Origin of the sequence: Streptomyces sp. NBC_01525, assembly GCF_045040405.1 — a bacterium.
Taxonomy (GTDB): domain Bacteria; phylum Actinomycetota; class Actinomycetes; order Streptomycetales; family Streptomycetaceae; genus Streptomyces; species Streptomyces benahoarensis.
This window is the reverse complement of the sequence record NZ_CP109397.1, coordinates 5,879,808-5,897,169: the sequence shown is the minus strand read 5'-3', so window position 1 is coordinate 5,897,169 and position 17,362 is coordinate 5,879,808. Positions and strand designations below refer to the sequence as shown.

Sequence of the window (17,362 nt, the reverse complement as noted above, 5' to 3'; positions counted from 1 at the left end):
GCCGTATCAGGCGAAGGCGAGGCGTTCGCGCGCGCCGGTCAACGCACCGGCCAGCAGCTCCGCGCCCTCCTCCGCCTCGGCGACGTTCAGCGTCATCGGCGGGGCGATGCGCAGGCACGCACCGCCCTGTCCGCCCTTGCCGACAAGCAGTCCGCGCTCCCGGGCCGCCTCCACCACCAGCGAGGCGGCCTCGGCGGACGGCTCGTCGGTGCCGGGCCGGACGAGTTCCACGCCGATCATCAGGCCCCGCCCGCGCACCTCGCGGACCAGGTCGCTCCCGGCGGCGACGGCCCGCAGCCGTTCGAGGAGCAGCCCGCCGACGCGCCGGGCGTTGCCCTGGAGGTCGTGGTCGAGGAGGTAGGTGAGGTTGGCGAGACCGGCGGCGACGGTGATGGGGCTGCCGCCGAACGTCGAGATGGAATGGGCGCTCATCGCGTCCATCACCTCGGCGCGGGCGACGACACCGCCCAGGGACATGCCGTTGCCGATGCCCTTGGCGAAGGTCAGCAGGTCGGGCGGGCCGTTCCCGGCGTGTGCCTGCCAGCCCCAGAAGTGGTCGCCGGTGCGGCCCCAGCCGGTCTGCACCTCGTCGCTGATCCAGAGGATGCCATGCCGGTCCAGGACCTCGCGGAACGCGGCGTAGAGCCCGTCGGGCGGGGAGGTGAAGCCGCCGACGCCCTGGACCGGTTCGGCGATCAGCGCGGCGACGCCCCCGGCGGTCTGCGCCAGCACGTCCTCCAGATCGGCGACGCACGCGGCGATGTGGTCGGCGTCGCCGAGCCCGGCGTACGGGCCGCGGCTGCGGACGCCCCCGTGGACGTAGAGCGTCTGGAGCGGCGACAGGCTCGTCGGGGACCAGCTGCGGTTGCCGGTGACGGCGACGGTGGAGAAGGAACGGCCGTGGTAGCTGTTGCGCATCGCCAGGATCTGGTTGGAGCGGCGGTACGCGGTGGCGAGCAGCAGCGCCGCGTCGTTGGCCTCGGTGCCCGAGGTGGTGAAGAAGACCCGGGCGTCGGGGATGCCGGAGAGTGCGGCGATGCGCTCCGCCAGCTCGACCATGGGGCGGGAGAGGTAGAGCGTCGAGGTGTGCAGGATCCGCCCGGCCTGCGCGGTGACGGCGGCGGTGACCTCCGGCAGGGCGTGCGCCGTCATGGTGGTGAGGATGCCGCCGAAGAAGTCGAGGTAGCGGTTGCCCTCGGCGTCCCAGACGTGGCGGCCCACGCCGTGGGTGAGTTCGAGCGGCCGCTCGTAGTAGAGGTCGAGCCAGGAGGGCAGCACCGCGCGGTGGCGGGCGAGCAGCGCCCCGGGGGCGCCGTCGGCCGTCACGGGCGCACCAGCCCCTCGTACGCGTCGGGGCGGCGGTCGCGGTAGAACGCCCACTGCTGCCGGACCTCGTCGATCAGTCCGAAGTCGAGGTCGCGGACGAGCAGTTCCTCCTTGCCGTCGTCGGCGACCTCGCCGACGAACTGGCCACGGGGGTCGACGAAGTAGCTGGTGCCGTAGAAGTCGTTGTCGCCGTACTCCTCGGTGCCGACGCGGTTGATGGCGGCGACGAAGTACTCGTTGGCGACGGCGGCGGCGGGCTGCTCCAGCTGCCAGAGGTGGGCGGAGAGGCCGCGGGAGGTGGCGGACGGGTTGTAGACGAGCTGCGCGCCGCCGAGACCGAGCTGGCGCCAGCCCTCGGGGAAGTGGCGGTCGTAGCAGATGTAGACGCCGATCTTGCCGACGGCGGTGTCGAAGACCGGCCACCCGGCGTTGCCCGGCTTGAAGTAGTACTTCTCCCAGAAGCCCTTGACCTGCGGGATGTGGTGCTTGCGGTAGATGCCGAGCACGGTGCCGTCGGCGTCGATGACGGCCGCGGTGTTGTAGTACACGCCGGACTGCTCGACCTCGAAGACGGGGGCGACGACGACCATGCCGGTCTCGCGGGCGAGCGCCCGCATCCGGGTGATGGTCGGGCCGTCGGGGACCGGTTCGGCCCAGCGGTAGTGCTCGGGCTCCTGCACCTGGCAGAAGTACGGGGCGTTGAAGACCTCCTGGAAGCCGATGATCTTCGCGCCCTGCCCGGCCGCCTCGCGGGCGTGGGCCTCATGCTTCGCGATCATCGATTCGGTGTCGCCCGTCCAGGTCGCCTGGACCAGTGCGGCTCGCACAACATCGGCCATGAACAGCTCCTTTGTCGGCGCGTCAGGCTGCGGGCCACGCGGTCTCGGGCGGGCCCTGCGCGCGTGGAGGCGACCGTAGGCCCCGTCGCGCACCGGGGCAAGCCCCTCTCCGGTGCGTCGCCCGGAGCGCCCGCCACGGACGCGGCCGCGCCGCACCGCCCGACCCGGCATCGACAGGGAAACTTGCAAGTTTCCCTGTCGAACTCCTACGGTGGCGGCATGGACGACGCGCAGACCCCGGAGCCCGGACCGCTCGCCTCCGATCTCGCGGCGACGGTGGGTCTGCTGCTGCGTCATCTGCGGGCCGCGGCGCCGCTCGGCGGAGTGACCCCGACCCAGCGGGCGGTCCTCGCCCGCCTCGACCGGGACGGCCCGGCGACCACCGCGGCGCTGGCCCGCGCGGAGCTGGTCCGCCCGCAGTCGATGCGGCTGACGCTCGCGGCGCTGGAGGAGCACGGTGTCGTGGCGCGCAGCCCGCACCCGACCGACGGGCGGCAGGTCGTCCTCTCCCTCACCGACGAGGGCCGACGCCTGATCGGCGAGGCGCGGCAGGCCAAGCGGGACTGGCTGACCGAGGCGCTCGCCGAACGGCTGACCGCCGAGGAGCGGCGCACCCTCGCCGAGGCGACGGCGCTGCTGCGGCGGGTGGCCGGTCCGTGACGCGGCGCCGGTCGACGGCCCCACCTTCCCTGCGGCGCCCACCCGGTGGAACCACCGCATCCCTCCCTCTCCCCTCCCCCACCCTGGAGCCTCCATGTCCGTGACCACGCTCGATCCCACCTCCGCCCTCGTCGTGATCGACCTGCAGAAGGGCATCGCCGGGCTGCCGTCCGTCCACCCGTCGGACGAGATCATCGCCCGCTCCGCGCGACTGGCCGCCGCGTTCCGCGCGCGGGAGCTGCCCGTGGTGCTGGTGAACGTCACCGGCGGCGCGCCGGGCCGCACCTCGGCCTCCCGGCCGGGCGGCACGCCGCCCGCCGACTGGGCGGAGCTGGTACCCGAGCTGGACCGGCAGCCCGGCGACATCCTCGTCAGCAAGCAGCAGTGGGGCGCCTTCCACGGCACCCCTCTCGATCTGGAGCTGCGCCGCCGGGGTGTGACACAGGTGGTCCTCACCGGGATCGCCACCAGCATCGGCGTGGAGTCCACCGCCCGCGCCGCGCACGAGCACGGCTACCACGTCACCGTCGCCACCGACGCGGTGACCGACCTGGACGAGGCGGCGCACCGCAACAGCGTGGAGAAGATCTTCCCGCGACTCGGCGAGACCGGCACCACGGACGAGATCATCGCCCTGCTGGGCTGACGCCTCCCGGCCGTCCCCCGGCGCCGCCCGCCGCGTCCGCGGCCGGGCGGCGCTCGTGCCAGCGCAGCGCATCCTGGAGCTGCGCGGTCAGCGACAGCAGCCGGGCGTCCCCGCGGGCGGGCCCGAGCAGTTGCGCACCGAGCGGCAGCCCGGCGTCGGTGAACCCGGCGGGGACGTTGACCGCCGGCCAGCCCAGGACGTTCCACGGCCAGGCGTACGGGCAGGCCGCGATCATGGCCTGGTCCGTACGGCGACCGTCGAGCCCGGCGAGGGCGCCGATCCGCAGCGGCGGGGTGGCGGTGGTCGGCGTCAGCAGCACGTCGTAGCGGCCGAACAGCGCGCCGATGCGTCGCTGTTGGCGGGGTTCGGCGGCGCGCGCCCGGCGCAGCACCGGGCCGCCCAGCAGCCGCCCCATGCGGGCCGCCCCGCGGGTGCGCCGGTCCAGCAGCGCCGGGTCGGGCACCCGCGCCGCCCACTCCCGTACCCCGGCGGTGGCGCGCGGCACGAACGCGAGGCCGATCAGCCCGTACTCCGGGTCGGCCTCCTCGACGAAGTGGCCGAGCCCGGCGAGGGTGCGGGCCACCGCGGTCACCGCTCCCCGTACGTCCGGGTGGAGCGGCGTGGCGGTGGCGGTGAACGGCGGCTTCCAGGACAGCGCGATGCGCAGGCGGCCGGGGTCGCGGCGGACGGCCTCGCGGGCCGCGAGCGGCGGCGGGCGGTGCAGGTCGCCGGGGTGGCTGCCGCTCGCCGCGTCCAGCAGCAGCGCCGCGTCCTCGACGGTGCGGGCCAGCGGGCCGATACCAGTGATGCCCTGGAACGATTCGGCGTCCGGCCAGGTGGAGAGGGTGCCGCGCTGCGGTTTGACGCCGACCAGATGCGTCCAGGCGGCGGGGATACGGACCGAGCCCGCGCCGTCGGTGCCGAGCGCGGCGGGGACCAGGCCCGCGGCGACGGCGGCGGCCGAACCGCCGGAGGAGCCGCCCGGGGTGTGGTCGAGATGCCAGGGGTTGCGGGTGTCCCCGAAGGCGGGGCCCTCGGTGAACGGCCACTGGCCCAACTCGCACGCGTTGGTCTTGCCGACGACGATCGCACCGGCTGCGCGCAGCCGCCGTACCACCTCGGCGTCGTGCGCCTTGACGGGGAACTCCCCGGCGCAGCCGAACGCGGTGGGCTCGCCCGCGACATCCATGTCGTCCTTGACCGCCACCGGTACGCCGAGGAGCGGCAGCCTTTCCCCGGCCGCGAGCCTGCGGTCGGCGTCCGCGGCTTCCGCCTCGGCGGCCTCGGCGCGCAGGCGGCGGAAGGCGTTGACGGTGGGCGCGGAGGCGGCGATGCGGTCCAGGCAGCGGCGGACGAGCGCGGCGGAGGTGGTCTCACCGCGGGCCAGCGCGGCGGCCTGGCCGGCGAGCCCTTCCGGCGGTCCCCCGGCACCGGGCAGGGCGGGGCGGCTCTCGCGGCTCTCGCGGCTCTCGTCGATGCTCACGGCGTGCGCCTCCCGGGGCTGCGGCGGACCGCGGTCCCCGGGAGGCTATGTGGCGGGCGCCCGCCCGGCAACGACGCACCGTGGCGGGGCGCGTCGTCGCCGGGCGGGCGCGGGCGGGCCGGGCGGATGGGCCCGGGCCGGTTACGGGTGGCCCGGCCGTCTACTGCGGGCTGACGACCATCGCCGAGCCGCCGCCGCGCCGTACCTTCTCGGCCGCGGCCAGCCAGCGGCCGTCGGGCAGCGGCTCCACGCCGGTCGCCGCGCCGATCTCCTCGACCTGCGAGAACTGGTGGCCGATGCCTTCCAGTTGGCTGCGGAGCGGGCTGTTCCACAGCGCCGGTTCCAGCTCCGTCTTAGCCGCGTTGCGCTGGCTGGCGCGCGGTGCGGCGATGGCGTCGACCAGCGGCATCCCGCGGTCGAGGTGGTTGACGAGGGACTGCAGCACGGTGGTGATGATGGTCGCGCCACCGGGCGAGCCGAGCGCCACGACGGGCTTGCCGTGCCGCAGCACGATCGTCGGCGAGATCGACGACCGCGGCCGCTTACCGGGGCCGGGCAGGTTCGGGTCGTGCACCCCCGGGGTGATGGGCGTGAACGAGAAGTCGGTCAGCTCGTTGTTGAGCAGGAAGCCGCGCCCGGGGACGACGATGCCGCTGCCGCCGGTCTGCTCGATGGTGAGGGTGTAGGCGACGATGTTGCCCCACTTGTCGGCGACGGTGAGGTGGGTGGTGTTCTCCCCCTCGTACGTCGTCGGGGACGCCTTGCCGTAGGTGCCGCAGGGCTTGGGGTGGCGCGGGTCACCGGGCGCGAGGGGGCTGGTGAGGACCGCGTCGTCCTTGATGAGGCAGCCGCGGGCGTCGGCGAAGCGCTGCGAGGTCAGGCCGCGGACCGGCACGTCCTCGAACTTCGGGTCGCCGACCCAGCGGCCCCGGTCGGCGAAGGCGACCCGGCTGGCCTCGATGTAGCGGTGCAGGTACTGCGCCTCGCTCAGGTGCTTGACGTCGCTGCGCTCCAGGATGTTGAGCGCCTCGCCGACGGTGGTGCCGCCGGACGAGGAGGGGCCCATGCCGTAGACGTCGAGGCCGCGGTAGCGGGTACGGGTCGGGGCCTCGCCGAGCGCCTTGTAGTCCCCCAGGTCGCCGATGGTGAGGTCACCGGCGCGGACCTTGCGGTCGGATCCGGGGCGCACCGGGGGCTTGCGGACGGTGTTGACGACGTCCCGGCCCAGGTCACCGCGGTAGAGCGCGTCGACGCCGCGGCGGCTCAACTCGTCGTAGGTGCGCGCGAGATCGGGGTTCTTCATGGTGGAGCCGACGACGGGCAGCTTGCCGCCGGGCAGGAAGAGGTCGGCGGTGGCGGGGAAGTCCCGGAACCGCGCCTCGTTCTGGGCGGTCTGCTTGCGGAACGTTTCATCAACGGTGAATCCGCGCTCCGCGAGGTCGCGGGCGGGCCGCAGGACCTGACCCAGCGACCGGCTGCCCCACTTACGGAGGGCGGTGTCCCAGGTGGCGGGCGTGCCGGGGGTGCCGACGCTCAGGCCGCTGGTGACGACGTCATCGAACGGCAGCGGCTTGCCGTTCTCCTGGAAGAGGTCGGGCCCGGCGGTGCGCGGGGCGGTCTCGCGGCCGTCCAGGGTGCGCACGGTGCGGGACTTGGCGTCGTAGTAGACGAAGTAGCCACCACCGCCGACACCGGAGGAGTACGGCTCGGTGACGCCGAGGGCGGCGGCGGTGGCGACGGCGGCGTCGACCGCGTTGCCGCCCTTCTTCAGCACCTCGATACCGGCGGCCGAGGCATCCTGGTCGACGCTGGAGACGACGCCGCCGGAGCCGACGGCGACCGGCGTCTTGGCCGGGACGGGCGCGGGATGCGGGGCGTCGGGGCCCGCCGCGGCGGGCTGGGCGACGGCCGGAACCGCCACCAGTGAACCGGCCAGGGCGGCCACGGCCCCCAGGACGGTGAGACGTCGGGCACGGGACATAGGGGGACTTCCTCCAAGCGCAGGGGAAACGCAGGTGGCGGGAGCCTACTCGTGGCGCTCGTGCCGTGACAGAGGGGTCCACCAGGCGATCTTTTTCGACTTCCTGACGCCCCATCCATCCGGAATGACCGGAATGCTGACGGCACCTCACCCCCCCCCTCATCCGGTCCCGCTCCCTCCCGTTCGCGTCTGTTTCGAGCCACCGCCCCGCGCCGGGTGACGGCGCGTCGGAGGCCGCCCCCGAACTCTCCGCCGCGCGGGCCCGCGGCATTTGGACACCGGCCAACCGCGGCGTACGAACCGGGACGAGCATCTCCATCCCACCCGTCTCGATGCACTGGCCCTGCTCGGCCTCGCCGCGGTGGTCGAGAACTGCCGCGCCCACCCGGAGGTCGCGCCGCACGACACCGGGCTCCAGGGTTTCGGCGCCCGCACGGAGTTCTGCGTCGGCGACCCGACGGCCCACCGCAGGCTCGCCGCCCCGGGGCGCACCCGGCACGGCGTGCGCCGGGGGCGCGCCCGAAGAGGCGGTGTGCGGCCCCTTCGCGACGGTCTCTCAGGGCGTCGGCCCGGCACCCGGCGGGCGGTCGTCGGCGCGCGCCCCCGGGTGGGATCTGCCAAGCTCGTTGACATGATCGCCCGGATCCGTTCGACCGCCCAGCACTGGACCCGGGCGGTTCCCGTTCTCGCCGTCGTCCTGCTGATCCTGGTCTGGGGCCGGACCCTGCCGGGCGTGCTGGTCGGTCTGGTGACGCTCTTCCTGGCGGGGTCGGTGCTGGCCGCCGTGCACCATGCGGAGGTGATCGCCCACCGGGTCGGGGAGCCGTTCGGTTCGCTGGTGCTCGCGGTCGCGGTGACCATCATCGAGGTGGCGCTGGTCGTCACCCTGATGGCCGACGGCGGCGACAAGAGCGCCGCGCTGGCGCGGGACACCGTCTTCGCCGCCGTCATGATCACCTGCAACGGCATCGTCGGACTCTGCCTGCTGGTCGGCGCGTTGCGGCGGCGGGTCGCGATCTTCAACCCGGAGGGCACCGGCGCGGCGCTGGCCACCGTCTCGACCCTGGCCGGGCTGAGCCTGGTACTGCCGAGCTTCACCACCAGCGGCACCGGCGCACAGTTCTCCACCCCGCAGCTGATCTTCGCCGCGCTGGCCTCGCTGGTGCTGTACGGCCTGTTCGTGACGACGCAGACCGTGCGGCACCGCGACTACTTCCTCGCCCCGGTGACACAGACGGGTGATGTGCTCGACTCCGACCACGCCGAACCGCCGTCGCGGCGGACGGCGCTGATCAGCCTCGGGCATCTGGCGCTGGCCCTGATCGCGGTGGTGGGGCTGGCGAAGGCCGTGTCGCCCGCGATCGAGGCGGGGGTGGCCGCGGCGGGGCTGCCGTCCTCCGTCGTCGGTGTGGTGATCGCGCTGCTGGTGCTGTTGCCGGAGACCATCGCGGCGGTCCGCGCGGCCCGCCGCGGCCGCATCCAGACGAGCCTCAACCTCGGCCTCGGCTCGGCGATGGCCAGCATCGGCCTGACCATCCCGGCCGTCGCCACCGCATCCGTCTGGCTACCGGGCCCGCTGGTGCTGGGGCTCGGCCCGACCCATATGGTGCTGCTCGCCCTGACGGTCGCCGCGGGCACCCTCACCGTCATCCCCGGCCGCGCCACCCCACTCCAGGGCGGCGTCCACCTCACCCTCTTCGCCGGGTACATCGTCCTGGCGCTGAGTCCCTGACCGGGGGGCGGCCGCCCGGCCTCGGGTCACCGCACCCGGCGCGGCCACCCGGCTCGCCGCTGCCGCCGCGCGCCACGACCGGCTCCTCATCGATGCAGGCCGTGAGACTCGCCACGCCGCACCCCTCAGAGCCCCCTTTTGGGGGGATACACCCACCCAGTGGTTTATCGTTCAATCGGAAGCGGGTGTCACAGTGCCGCCCGGGCCGCCGTCCCCCCGGCCGCCCGGAGGTTCCGGCCGATGACACCCCGCTGGCCGGACGCCACGCGCTCCTGGCCGCCCCGGCCGGATTCCCCCATCCGGCCGGGGCTTCCCCTCTGCCACGGACACCGGCGCCCGTCCCGAGACGCGGAGGCGCCCCCGGGACCGTCGCAGCGCCTCACCCCTGAAGCGGCCCCCCTCATCGCAGATACGACGCCCCGTTCACGTCCAGCACCGTGCCCGAGCTCCACGCGGCCTCTGGTGATGCGAGGTGGAGGACGGCCGCGGCGATCTCCGCGGGCTCGGCGACCCGCCCGAAGGGGCTCTGCCCCCGTACGTCCTCGGTGAGCCGGTCGGCGACCCGTTCGGTGGCGACGAAGCCCGGCGCGACCGAGGCGACCGCGATGCCGTAGGGCGCCAGATGGATGGCGAGCGACTGCCCGAGCGCGTGCAGCGCGGCCTTGGACGCGCCGTACGCCGGGTGGTCCGGCTCACCCCGGTAGGCGCCACGGGAGCCGATGTTGACGATGCGGCCGGACACCGCCCGGTCGATCATGTTCCGCGCGGCGCGGTGGCTGACGTGCGCGGCGCCGAGCAGGTTCACGTCCACGATCTCCCGCCAGGCGTCCCGCCACTCGTCGAACGAGGTGGTGGCCGCCGGGTGCGGGCGGTTCACCGCCGCGTTGTTGACTAGGACGTCGACGCCGCCGAGCCCGTCGACGGCGGCGTCGACCACCGCCGCGGCGCCCTCCGGGGTGGCGAGGTCGCCCCGGACCAGGACATGGCCGCTGCCGTGCAGCCCGGCCAGGGCCTCGCGGGCCGCCTCCTCCCGCGTGCCGTAGTGCAGCGCGACCCGGTCGCCGTGCGCGGCGAACCGTTCGGCGACCGCCCGCCCGATCCCGCGCGAGGCGCCGGTCACCAGCACCGCGCGGCTCACCGGGCACCTCCCGCGACCGCGCCACGACGGAACGCCCCGGCAAGGGCCTCGTACCGTCGCCGGGAAGGCCGACCGGACAGCTGCATGGACACACTCCACCTCGTCGCTCTCCCCGCCGGGAGCGCGGGGTTGACCGTCAGCGATCGTAAAGGATCACCATCGACCGAAGGTGAACGCGCAGCGGCGGTGACGAGGGAGAACGGGGAGGGCGAGGCCGCGATCGGCATGCCGGGGAGGTGCCGTTGCGGCGCCCGGTGCACGAAGGCGCCGCCGGACCCGCGTACGTCAACGGGCCCGGCGGCGCGGCCGGTTCAGCGTGTCTGCCGCACCAGCTTCTCCAGGTCCGCGGCGACCTGACCGACCTCCGGCAGGGCGAGCGCGGCGCGGTGCGCACGGCGGACGCGGGCGGCGACGTCCCGGTCCTCCAGCAGGTCCTGGCAGGCGGCGGCGACGGCGTCCGGGGTGGTCTCGGTGACGTGCCGCCCCAGGCCCAGTTCGGCCACGCGCGCGGCGTTGTGGGGCTGGTCACCGAAGTTCGGCAGCACCGCCATCGGCGTCCCCGTACGCACCGCTTCGCGGACACTGTTGTAGCCGCCGTGGGTCACGAGCAGGTCGGCGCACTCCAGCAGCAGCGGCTGGGCGAGGCGGTCGACGAGCCGGACGTGCGGGGCGGGCTCGACACCGTCGAGCGGGACGCCGCCGGTCGCCACGATCGCCGAACAGTGCAGCCGCGACAGCCCCTCGACGGTCGCCCGCAGCATCTCCTCCGGGTGCGTCATCCCGGGCGGCAGCCCGACACCGCGCTCCATCATCGCGAGGATCATGGGCAGCGCGGTGCCGATGGCCGCGAACACCAGCGGCCGGTCCGCGGGGAGTTCGGCCACCCAGCCCGGCAGCCCGTCCGTGCGGTCCACCAGCGTGGTCTGCCGGTAGGCCCGTACGGGCGCGGGGAACCGGGCGAACGCGTACTCCTCGGGCAGGTAGTCGAACCTGCCGTACGGAAGGAACGACGCGGCGTCCTCCTGCTCGGGCAGGCCCAGATCCCGGCGCAGCCGGTTGAGGTCCGGCAGCAGCTGCGCCGGGTCGACCATGTTGACCAGCCCGGACGGGATCGGCAGATGCGGGATGCCGAGCCGCTCGGCGAGCATGATCCCGGCCATGTCCATCCCGTCCCGGATGATCACATCGGGACGGACCCCGGCGGCCAGCTCCGCCAGCACGCCGTACATCGCGCGGGCATGATCGCCGGTGAGCCGGGCCAGCATCATCTGGATGTGACCGTCCCCGGAGGTAGCGTTCTCCGGCTCCGCGCCGGGTCCGGCGTCCGCGTCGAGCGGGCCGGGCATGGGCATCGACGCCAGGCGGGGTTCGAGGGTGACGGCGTCGGCGCGGAAGACGGGCGCCATCTCGGGGCTCGCGGCGACGGTGACCGCGTGTCCGGCCCCGGCCAGCGCGCGGGCCAGCGGGAGCATGGCCCGGCCGTGGGACGGCGAACCGGTCGAGGTACACAGAACGCGCATGCGGAGATCCTCATTCTCTTGACGGTGGCCCTCTTGACGGTGGCCCTCTTGACGGTGGCCCTCTTGACGGTGGCCACGAAATCCGCCGGTCGCCGTGGCCTCGCCGTCACGCCGGGCACCGCCGTGAACCACCTCACGCGCACTCCCCCGCCGCGGTCCGCACCCCCACCGACCGACGCGTGATCGACGGTATGGAGGCCCTGTTCCACGCGTCAAAGAAGCTCCGCACGGGCCCACCGGGATTGAGCCACACGCCCCGCACCGCCGCTCCGGCCACGGCTTTTGAAATTGGTATGAGAGATGCAACTTCTGTACGGTGGGGACCGTGCGACTCACCAAGAGCACCGACATCGCCCTGCGTATCGCCATGCGCCTGGCGGTCATCGGCGACAGAGGCGACGCGCCGACCACCCGCGAGGTGGCCACCGCGGTCGACGTCCCCTACACCCACGCGGCCAAGGTCGTCAGCAAGCTCCAGCACCTCGGCGCGATCGAGGCGCGACGCGGGCGGGGTGGCGGCCTGACCTTGACCGACATGGGGCGCACCGCCTCGCTCGGGCGTCTCGTGCGGGAGCTGGAGGGCGTCCACGACGTCGTCGGCTGCGAGGACGGCCCGGGCTGCCCGCTACGCGGCGGCTGCCGACTGCGCGGCGCCCTACACACGGCCCAGGAGGCGTTCTACGCGTCCCTCGACCCGCTGTCGATCAACGACCTGGTGGAGCCGCCGACCGGGCCGCTGCTGATCAGCCTCTCCCCCCGACCGCCGGGCTGAGGGCGGGCGTGCGAGCCCGAGGCGGTTCGCCACTTCACCTCGGCGGGCCGGGCGCGGGACGCGGCCCGACCCGGCGCCGACTCCCCTGACCCACCCACCTCACCACCCTCCACCGCCCCTCCGGGCAGCTCTCGTCGGCAAAAAATATGCATCTCACATGCCAATTTGAAGCCGCGAGCGTCCACCCACCCCCCTCGCCCGCCCCCTTTCCCCCCACCTCTCCCTTCTTCCCCGTCCTCCCGAAAGGCAGGAGTCCTCCATGTTGTCGCCGAAATCGGCTGAGACCGTCCGCGCCACCCTGCCCGCCGTGGCCGCCGCCATCGGCGAGGTCACCCCGCTCTTCTACGAGAAGCTGTTCGCCGCCCACCCAGAGCTGCTGCGCGATCTGTTCAACCGCGCCCACCAGGCCGACGGCAGCCAGCGCGAGGCGCTCGCCGGATCCATCGCGGCGTTCGCCGGGCACCTCCTGGACCACCCCGACGAGCGGCCGGACGCCCTCCTTCACCGCATCGCGCACAAGCACGCCTCCCTCGGCGTCCGCGAGGACCAGTACCCGATCGTCCGGACCCACCTCTTCGCCGCCCTGGCCGAGGTGCTGGGCGACGCGGTGACCGACGAGGTCGCCGCCGCCTGGGACGAGGTGTACTGGCTGATGGCGAACGGCCTGATCGCCGCCGAACGACGGCTGTACGCGGCGGCCGGCACACCGGACGGCGACACCTGGCGCACCTACCGGGTCGCCGGACGGGTGGCGGAGACCGACGACGTCGCGACCTTCTTCGTCCGGCCCACCGACGGAAAGCCCGTACCGCCCTCCCGGCCCGGCCAGTACGTCTCCGTACAGGTCGAACTCGCCGACGGGGCACACCAGATACGGCAGTACAGCCTCTCGGGGCGGCCGGACGGCGGGCTCCAGTTCTCGGTGAAGCGGGTGCCCGGCGGCGAGCCCGCGTCGGGCGTCGCAACTCCGGCGGGCGAGGTCTCCGGCCATCTGCACGACCACGTCCACGAGGGCGACACCCTGCGGGTGAGCGCACCCTTCGGCGACGTGGTCCTGGACGAGGGCGACGGGCCGCTGCTCTTCGCGACCGCCGGCATCGGCTGCACCCCGGCCATCGGCATGCTGGCCCATCTCGCCGCCGCCGGTTCCCCGCGCCGCGTCATCGCCGCCCACGCCGACCGCACCCCCGCCACCCACGCCTTCCGCGACGACCTCCACCACCTCGTCGACAAGCTGCCGAACGCGACGGCGGAGGTCTGGTACGAGCGGCCGGGGCCCGAGGCCGAGGCAACCGGCTCCGGCGACGGCCGGACGCCGACCGTCCGGCAGGGCTTCATGGCTCTCGGCGCGCTGGAGATCCCGCCCGGCACGATCGCGTACCTGTGCGGGCCGGTGCCGTTCCTGAAGGCGGCCCGCGCACAGCTGCTGGCCGCGGGCGTGCGCCCGGCCGACCTGCACTACGAGGTCTTCGGCCCCGACCTGGGACTTTGAACGACGGCCCGGCCGCTCCCGCTCACCCCGGCGTCCCCAACACGCCCGGCATGGCCGGAAGTTGACTTTCCGGGGACGCGGCGCCGCCGTACCTTTGACGCCATGACCAGAAGAGAAATCTGGTCACGACGTGGTGCGGGGGTGCGGTGATGGAGCGGCCGGGGCGCGGGGAGCGGATTCTTCGCGTGGCGGGGGAACTCCTGGTGGCCTGGGGCTACCGGCGGGTGACGATCGACGAGATCGCCTGCCGCGCCGGGGTCGGCAAAGGCACCGTCTACCTGCACTGGAAGACCAAGGACGCCCTGCTGCTCGCGGTCCTCCTGGACAGCAAGAACGCCGCGCTCCAGCGGCAGTTGGCGCGGCAGCGGAAGTGTCCGCTGGAGGTGCTGCCGAGCCGGATGGCGCGCGGCTACTTCCACGACTTCCTGACGAGTCCGCTGCTGCGCGCCCTGCACACCGACGACACCAACGTCCTGGGCCGCCTCAACGACATCGCCGCCACGGAACTCGCCGATCTGATGGACCACACCAACGGGGCCGTCCTCCGCCATCTGGAGATCCTGCGTACCCACGGTCTGGTCCGCGACGATCTGGCCACCACCGACCAGCTGTACGCGTTCACGGCAATCATCAGCGGTTTCTTCACCACCGAGGTGCTGCTCGACGGGCGCGCCCCGGAGACCGCCGAGCGCCACGCCGACCTTCTCGCCCGCACGCTGCGAGCCGCGCTGGAGACCCCCGCCGGCTCCGTCACCGACCCGGGCGACCTGCCCGGCGTCCGGGCAGCCGCGGCCCTGGCCGCGCCCGCGGTCACCGCGCTGTACGAACACGTCGCCCAGCTCAGCGCCGAGGAAATGCGCCGCCGGCTGCGCGATTGACTCCCGACCGGAGGAGAACACGATGTCAGCGAAGACGTCCACCGACCGGACCACGGCACCCGCCGCGCTCACCGCGCACGTCGGGAAGCACCCGGGCGAGCCCAATGTCATGGAACCGGCGCTGCTGCACGACCCGTTCGGCGGCTTCGGCGCACTGCGCGAGAAGGGGCCGGTCGTCCGGGGCCGCTTCATCGACGACTCGCCGATATGGTTCGTCACCCGCTTCGACGAGGTCCGCGAGGTGCTGCGGGACCCGCGGTTCGCCAACGACCGCGCGCACGCCCGCGGCAGCGACGAGGGCGAGGACCCGCTGTCGCGGACGATGGAGACGTTCGGCCTCCCCGAGGAGATGAACAGATACTTCGCGGACTCCATCCTCAACAAGGACGCGCCGGACCACTCCCGGCTGCGCCGTCTGGTCTCGCGCGCCTTCACCGCGCGCCGGATCAACGCGCTGCGGCCGCGGGTGGAGGAGATCGCGGACGATCTGCTGCGCCGCCTGCCCGAGCACGCCGAGGACGGTGTCGTCGACCTCATCGAGCACTTCGCCTACCCGCTGCCGATCACCGTGATCTGCGAACTCGTCGGCATCCCGGAGGAGGACCGGGCGCAGTGGCGCACCTGGGGTACCGATCTGGTCTCGCTGGAGCCGGGGCGGCTGGGGAGTTCGGTGCCGTCGATGATCGAGCACATCCACGATCTGATCCGGCGCCGCCGCGACGCGCTCACCGACGATCTGCTCAGCGATCTGATCCGGGCGCACGACGAGGACGGCGACCGGCTCAGCGACGTCGAGATGGTCACGATGGTGCTCACGCTGGTCCTGGCCGGTCACGAGACCACCGCCCATCTCATCAGCAACGGCACCGCCGCCCTGCTCACCCACCCCGACCAGCTGCGGCTGCTGCGCGAGGACCCGGAGCTCGCGCCTCGCGCGGTGCACGAGCTGATGCGCTGGTGCGGCCCCGTCCAGGGCACCCAGCTGCGGTACGCCACCGAGGACGTCGAGCTGGCCGGGGTGCGGATCGCCAAGGGGGACGCGCTCCAGCTGATGCTGGTCGCCGCCAACTTCGACCCGCGCCACTACGACGACCCCGACCGGCTGGACCTCACCCGGCACCCGGCAGGCCAGGCCGAGAACCACGTCGGTTTCGGCCACGGGATGCACTACTGCCTCGGTGCCACGCTGGCCCGCCAGGAGGGCGAGGTGGCGTTCGCCGGACTGCTGGCGCACTACCCGGACGTGGCGCTGGCCGTCGCGCCCGAGGAGTTGGAGCGCGTCCCGCTGCCGTCCAGCTGGCGGCTGACGGCGCTCCCGCTCCGCCTGCGCTGACCCGGGAGGGCCGGTGCCGCCCGGTGCCGTCGCGGTCACTCCCGCGGCGGCACCGGGTGCTGTCCGGCGCCGGGCAGCAGCGTGCCCGGCTCCGGCGGCCCGACCTCGGCGGCCTCCACCTTGGGGTTGCGCCGCTGCCGCCGGGAGACCCAGGTGGCGAGCGCGGACAGCAGCATGCACAGGCCGATGTAGATCGGCGAGATGATCATGACGACGGGGATGAACGGCAGGTCGTAGTCGAGGTTGGACGCGATCAGCTTGCCCGCGTGCAGGAACTCCTCGTACGTGATGAGGAAGCCCAGCGAGGTGTCCTTCAGCGCGACCACCAGCTGGCTGATGATCGTCGGCAGCATCGCCCGGACCGCCTGCGGGACGAGCACATGCGTCATGACCTGCGTCTTGCGCATACCGAGCGCGCGCGCCGCCTCGCCCTGGCCGCGTTCGACGGCTTTCACGCCCGTACGGAAGACCTCGGCGAGCACCGAGCCGTTGTAAAGGGTGAGCCCGCTGACCAGCGCGACCAACGGCTCCGCCTGCAACGCCACATAGACGAAGAAGATCATCACGAGGACCGGCATGGCGCGGAAGAACTCCACCAGCAGCGTGCACACCCAGCGCACCGCCCGGTGGTCGGAGAGCCGCCCGGCCGCCAGCACCGCGCCGAGCGCCAGCGACAGCACCGCCGCGTACGCGAACGCCTTGAGGGTGTTGCCGAGGCCCTTCAGCAGCAGTTCCTGAATTCCCTTGTAGAGGAAGGGCGTCCACTTCGCGGCGGTGAACTGGCCGGTGTCGAAGAGGAGGTACAGCACCCAGCCGACCAGCGCCAGCAGCGCGGCGGTGGCGGCGATGCCGTAGAGGCGGTGACGGCTTCGGGCGTGCGGGCCGGGGACGTCGTAGAGGGCGGTGGTCATCGGGCAACTCCCCAGCGCTTCTCCAGCACGTTGAAGACCGCGCTGATGGTCAGGGTCACCAGCAGATAGCCGACGGCGATCCAGATGAACGACCAGACGATGCTGTAGCCCAGCTCGTTGAGGGTCTTGTAGGTGCCGAGCAGTTCGACGACGCTGAACGATCCGGCGATGGCGGAGTTCTTGGCCAGCGCGATCAGCGTCGAGCCGATCGGCGGGATCACCGAGCGGAACGCCTGCGGCAGCACCACGTCCCCGAGGGTCTGCGGAAAGGTCATGCCCAGGCTGCGGGCCGCCTCGCCCTGGCCTTTCGGCACGGTGTTGATGCCCGAGCGGACCGCCTCGCAGATGAACGCCGAGGTGTAGCAGCCCAGCGCGAGGACGGCGAACAGCGTGAACGGCAGCACCAGCCCGAACCGCGGCAGCCCCAGCACCACCGCGAAGAACAGCAGGGTCAGCGGGGTGTTGCGCAGCACCGCCACCCAGACCGTGCCGAAGACGCGGAGCGAGGCGACCGGCGCGACCCGGAATCCGGCCATCACCAGGCCGAGGGCGAGCGCGAGCAGCGAGGCGTAGACGGTGAGTTCGACGGTGCCCAGCAGGCCCTTGCCGTAGAGCGAGAAGTTGTCGAGGAGAACGTTCATCGGTCGGTTC

The 17,362-nt window shown here is 73.3% G+C and carries 15 protein-coding genes; 7 read left to right on the top strand and 8 right to left on the bottom strand.

Annotated elements, in window-relative coordinates; all coding sequences use genetic code 11:
• Nucleotides 1-6: 6 nt before the first annotated feature.
• Together OG422_RS25745 and OG422_RS25740 are read right to left on the bottom strand one after the other, a co-directional pair.
• Nucleotides 7-1,326, bottom strand: a complete 1,320-nt coding sequence (locus tag OG422_RS25745; RefSeq protein WP_143942749.1) for an aspartate aminotransferase family protein — start codon at nt 1,324-1,326, stop codon at nt 7-9.
• Nucleotides 1,323-2,165: a nitrilase-related carbon-nitrogen hydrolase gene (locus tag OG422_RS25740; protein WP_143942750.1), complete on the bottom strand. Its 843-nt coding sequence runs from the start codon at nt 2,163-2,165 to the stop codon at nt 1,323-1,325. The genes OG422_RS25745 and OG422_RS25740 overlap by 4 nt, the downstream gene beginning before the upstream one ends.
• Nucleotides 2,166-2,384: 219 nt before the next feature.
• Here OG422_RS25740 and OG422_RS25735 point away from each other — a divergent pair, with 219 nt between their 5' ends.
• A complete protein-coding gene (locus OG422_RS25735; RefSeq protein WP_143942751.1) occupies nt 2,385-2,825 on the top strand; it encodes a MarR family winged helix-turn-helix transcriptional regulator in 441 nt (146 codons plus the stop codon).
• 94 nt (nt 2,826-2,919) lie between these two features.
• Complete coding sequence (locus tag OG422_RS25730; protein WP_143942752.1) at nt 2,920-3,471, top strand: isochorismatase family protein; 552 nt, start codon at nt 2,920-2,922, stop codon at nt 3,469-3,471.
• On the opposite strand, the gene OG422_RS25725 is transcribed toward OG422_RS25730, so the two are convergent.
• Both OG422_RS25725 and ggt read right to left on the bottom strand, forming a co-directional pair.
• Nucleotides 3,452-4,954 (bottom strand): amidase, encoded by a 1,503-nt coding sequence (locus OG422_RS25725; protein ID WP_405746073.1) that lies wholly within the window; start codon nt 4,952-4,954, stop codon nt 3,452-3,454. The genes OG422_RS25730 and OG422_RS25725 overlap by 20 nt on opposite strands.
• 160 nt (nt 4,955-5,114) lie before the next feature.
• Nucleotides 5,115-6,935, bottom strand: a complete 1,821-nt coding sequence (gene ggt / locus OG422_RS25720) for a gamma-glutamyltransferase (protein WP_405746070.1) — start codon at nt 6,933-6,935, stop codon at nt 5,115-5,117.
• 631 nt (nt 6,936-7,566) lie between these two features.
• Between ggt and OG422_RS25715 the strand changes: the two genes are divergently transcribed.
• The gene (locus OG422_RS25715; protein WP_405747984.1) at nt 7,567-8,667 is read left to right on the top strand and encodes a calcium:proton antiporter; all 1,101 of its coding nucleotides are present in this window, start codon (nt 7,567-7,569) and stop codon (nt 8,665-8,667) included.
• Nucleotides 8,668-9,067: 400 nt separating this feature from the next.
• On the opposite strand, the gene OG422_RS25710 is transcribed toward OG422_RS25715, so the two are convergent.
• Nucleotides 9,068-9,805, bottom strand: coding sequence for an SDR family NAD(P)-dependent oxidoreductase (locus OG422_RS25710; RefSeq protein ID WP_405746068.1), 738 nt, complete (start codon nt 9,803-9,805; stop codon nt 9,068-9,070).
• Nucleotides 9,806-10,116: 311 nt separating this feature from the next.
• Nucleotides 10,117-11,325, bottom strand: coding sequence for a glycosyltransferase (locus OG422_RS25705; RefSeq protein WP_143943655.1), 1,209 nt, complete (start codon nt 11,323-11,325; stop codon nt 10,117-10,119).
• Nucleotides 11,326-11,650: 325 nt separating this feature from the next.
• On the opposite strand from OG422_RS25705, the gene OG422_RS25700 reads away from it, so the two are divergent.
• The 4 genes from OG422_RS25700 to OG422_RS25685 all read left to right on the top strand — a co-directional run bounded on the left by OG422_RS25700 (nt 11,651) and on the right by OG422_RS25685 (nt 15,800).
• Nucleotides 11,651-12,097, top strand: a complete 447-nt coding sequence (locus tag OG422_RS25700; RefSeq protein WP_405746066.1) for an RrF2 family transcriptional regulator — start codon at nt 11,651-11,653, stop codon at nt 12,095-12,097.
• 259 nt (nt 12,098-12,356) lie between these two features.
• Nucleotides 12,357-13,589: a globin domain-containing protein gene (locus OG422_RS25695; protein ID WP_405746064.1), complete on the top strand. Its 1,233-nt coding sequence runs from the start codon at nt 12,357-12,359 to the stop codon at nt 13,587-13,589.
• A gap of 185 nt (nt 13,590-13,774) precedes the next feature.
• On the top strand, nt 13,775-14,467 hold the full coding sequence (locus OG422_RS25690) for a TetR/AcrR family transcriptional regulator (protein WP_405746062.1): 693 nt from the start codon (nt 13,775-13,777) through the stop codon (nt 14,465-14,467).
• 22 nt (nt 14,468-14,489) lie between these two features.
• On the top strand, nt 14,490-15,800 hold the full coding sequence (locus OG422_RS25685; protein WP_185994087.1) for a cytochrome P450: 1,311 nt from the start codon (nt 14,490-14,492) through the stop codon (nt 15,798-15,800).
• A gap of 35 nt (nt 15,801-15,835) precedes the next feature.
• Here the strand turns inward: OG422_RS25685 and OG422_RS25680 are convergent, their stop codons facing one another.
• Together OG422_RS25680 and OG422_RS25675 are read right to left on the bottom strand one after the other, a co-directional pair.
• Nucleotides 15,836-16,711: an amino acid ABC transporter permease gene (locus OG422_RS25680; protein WP_143943906.1), complete on the bottom strand. Its 876-nt coding sequence runs from the start codon at nt 16,709-16,711 to the stop codon at nt 15,836-15,838.
• Complete coding sequence (locus tag OG422_RS25675) at nt 16,708-17,352, bottom strand: amino acid ABC transporter permease (protein ID WP_405746058.1); 645 nt, start codon at nt 17,350-17,352, stop codon at nt 16,708-16,710. Before OG422_RS25675 ends, OG422_RS25680 begins: the two co-directional genes overlap by 4 nt.
• Nucleotides 17,353-17,362 lie beyond the last annotated feature (10 nt).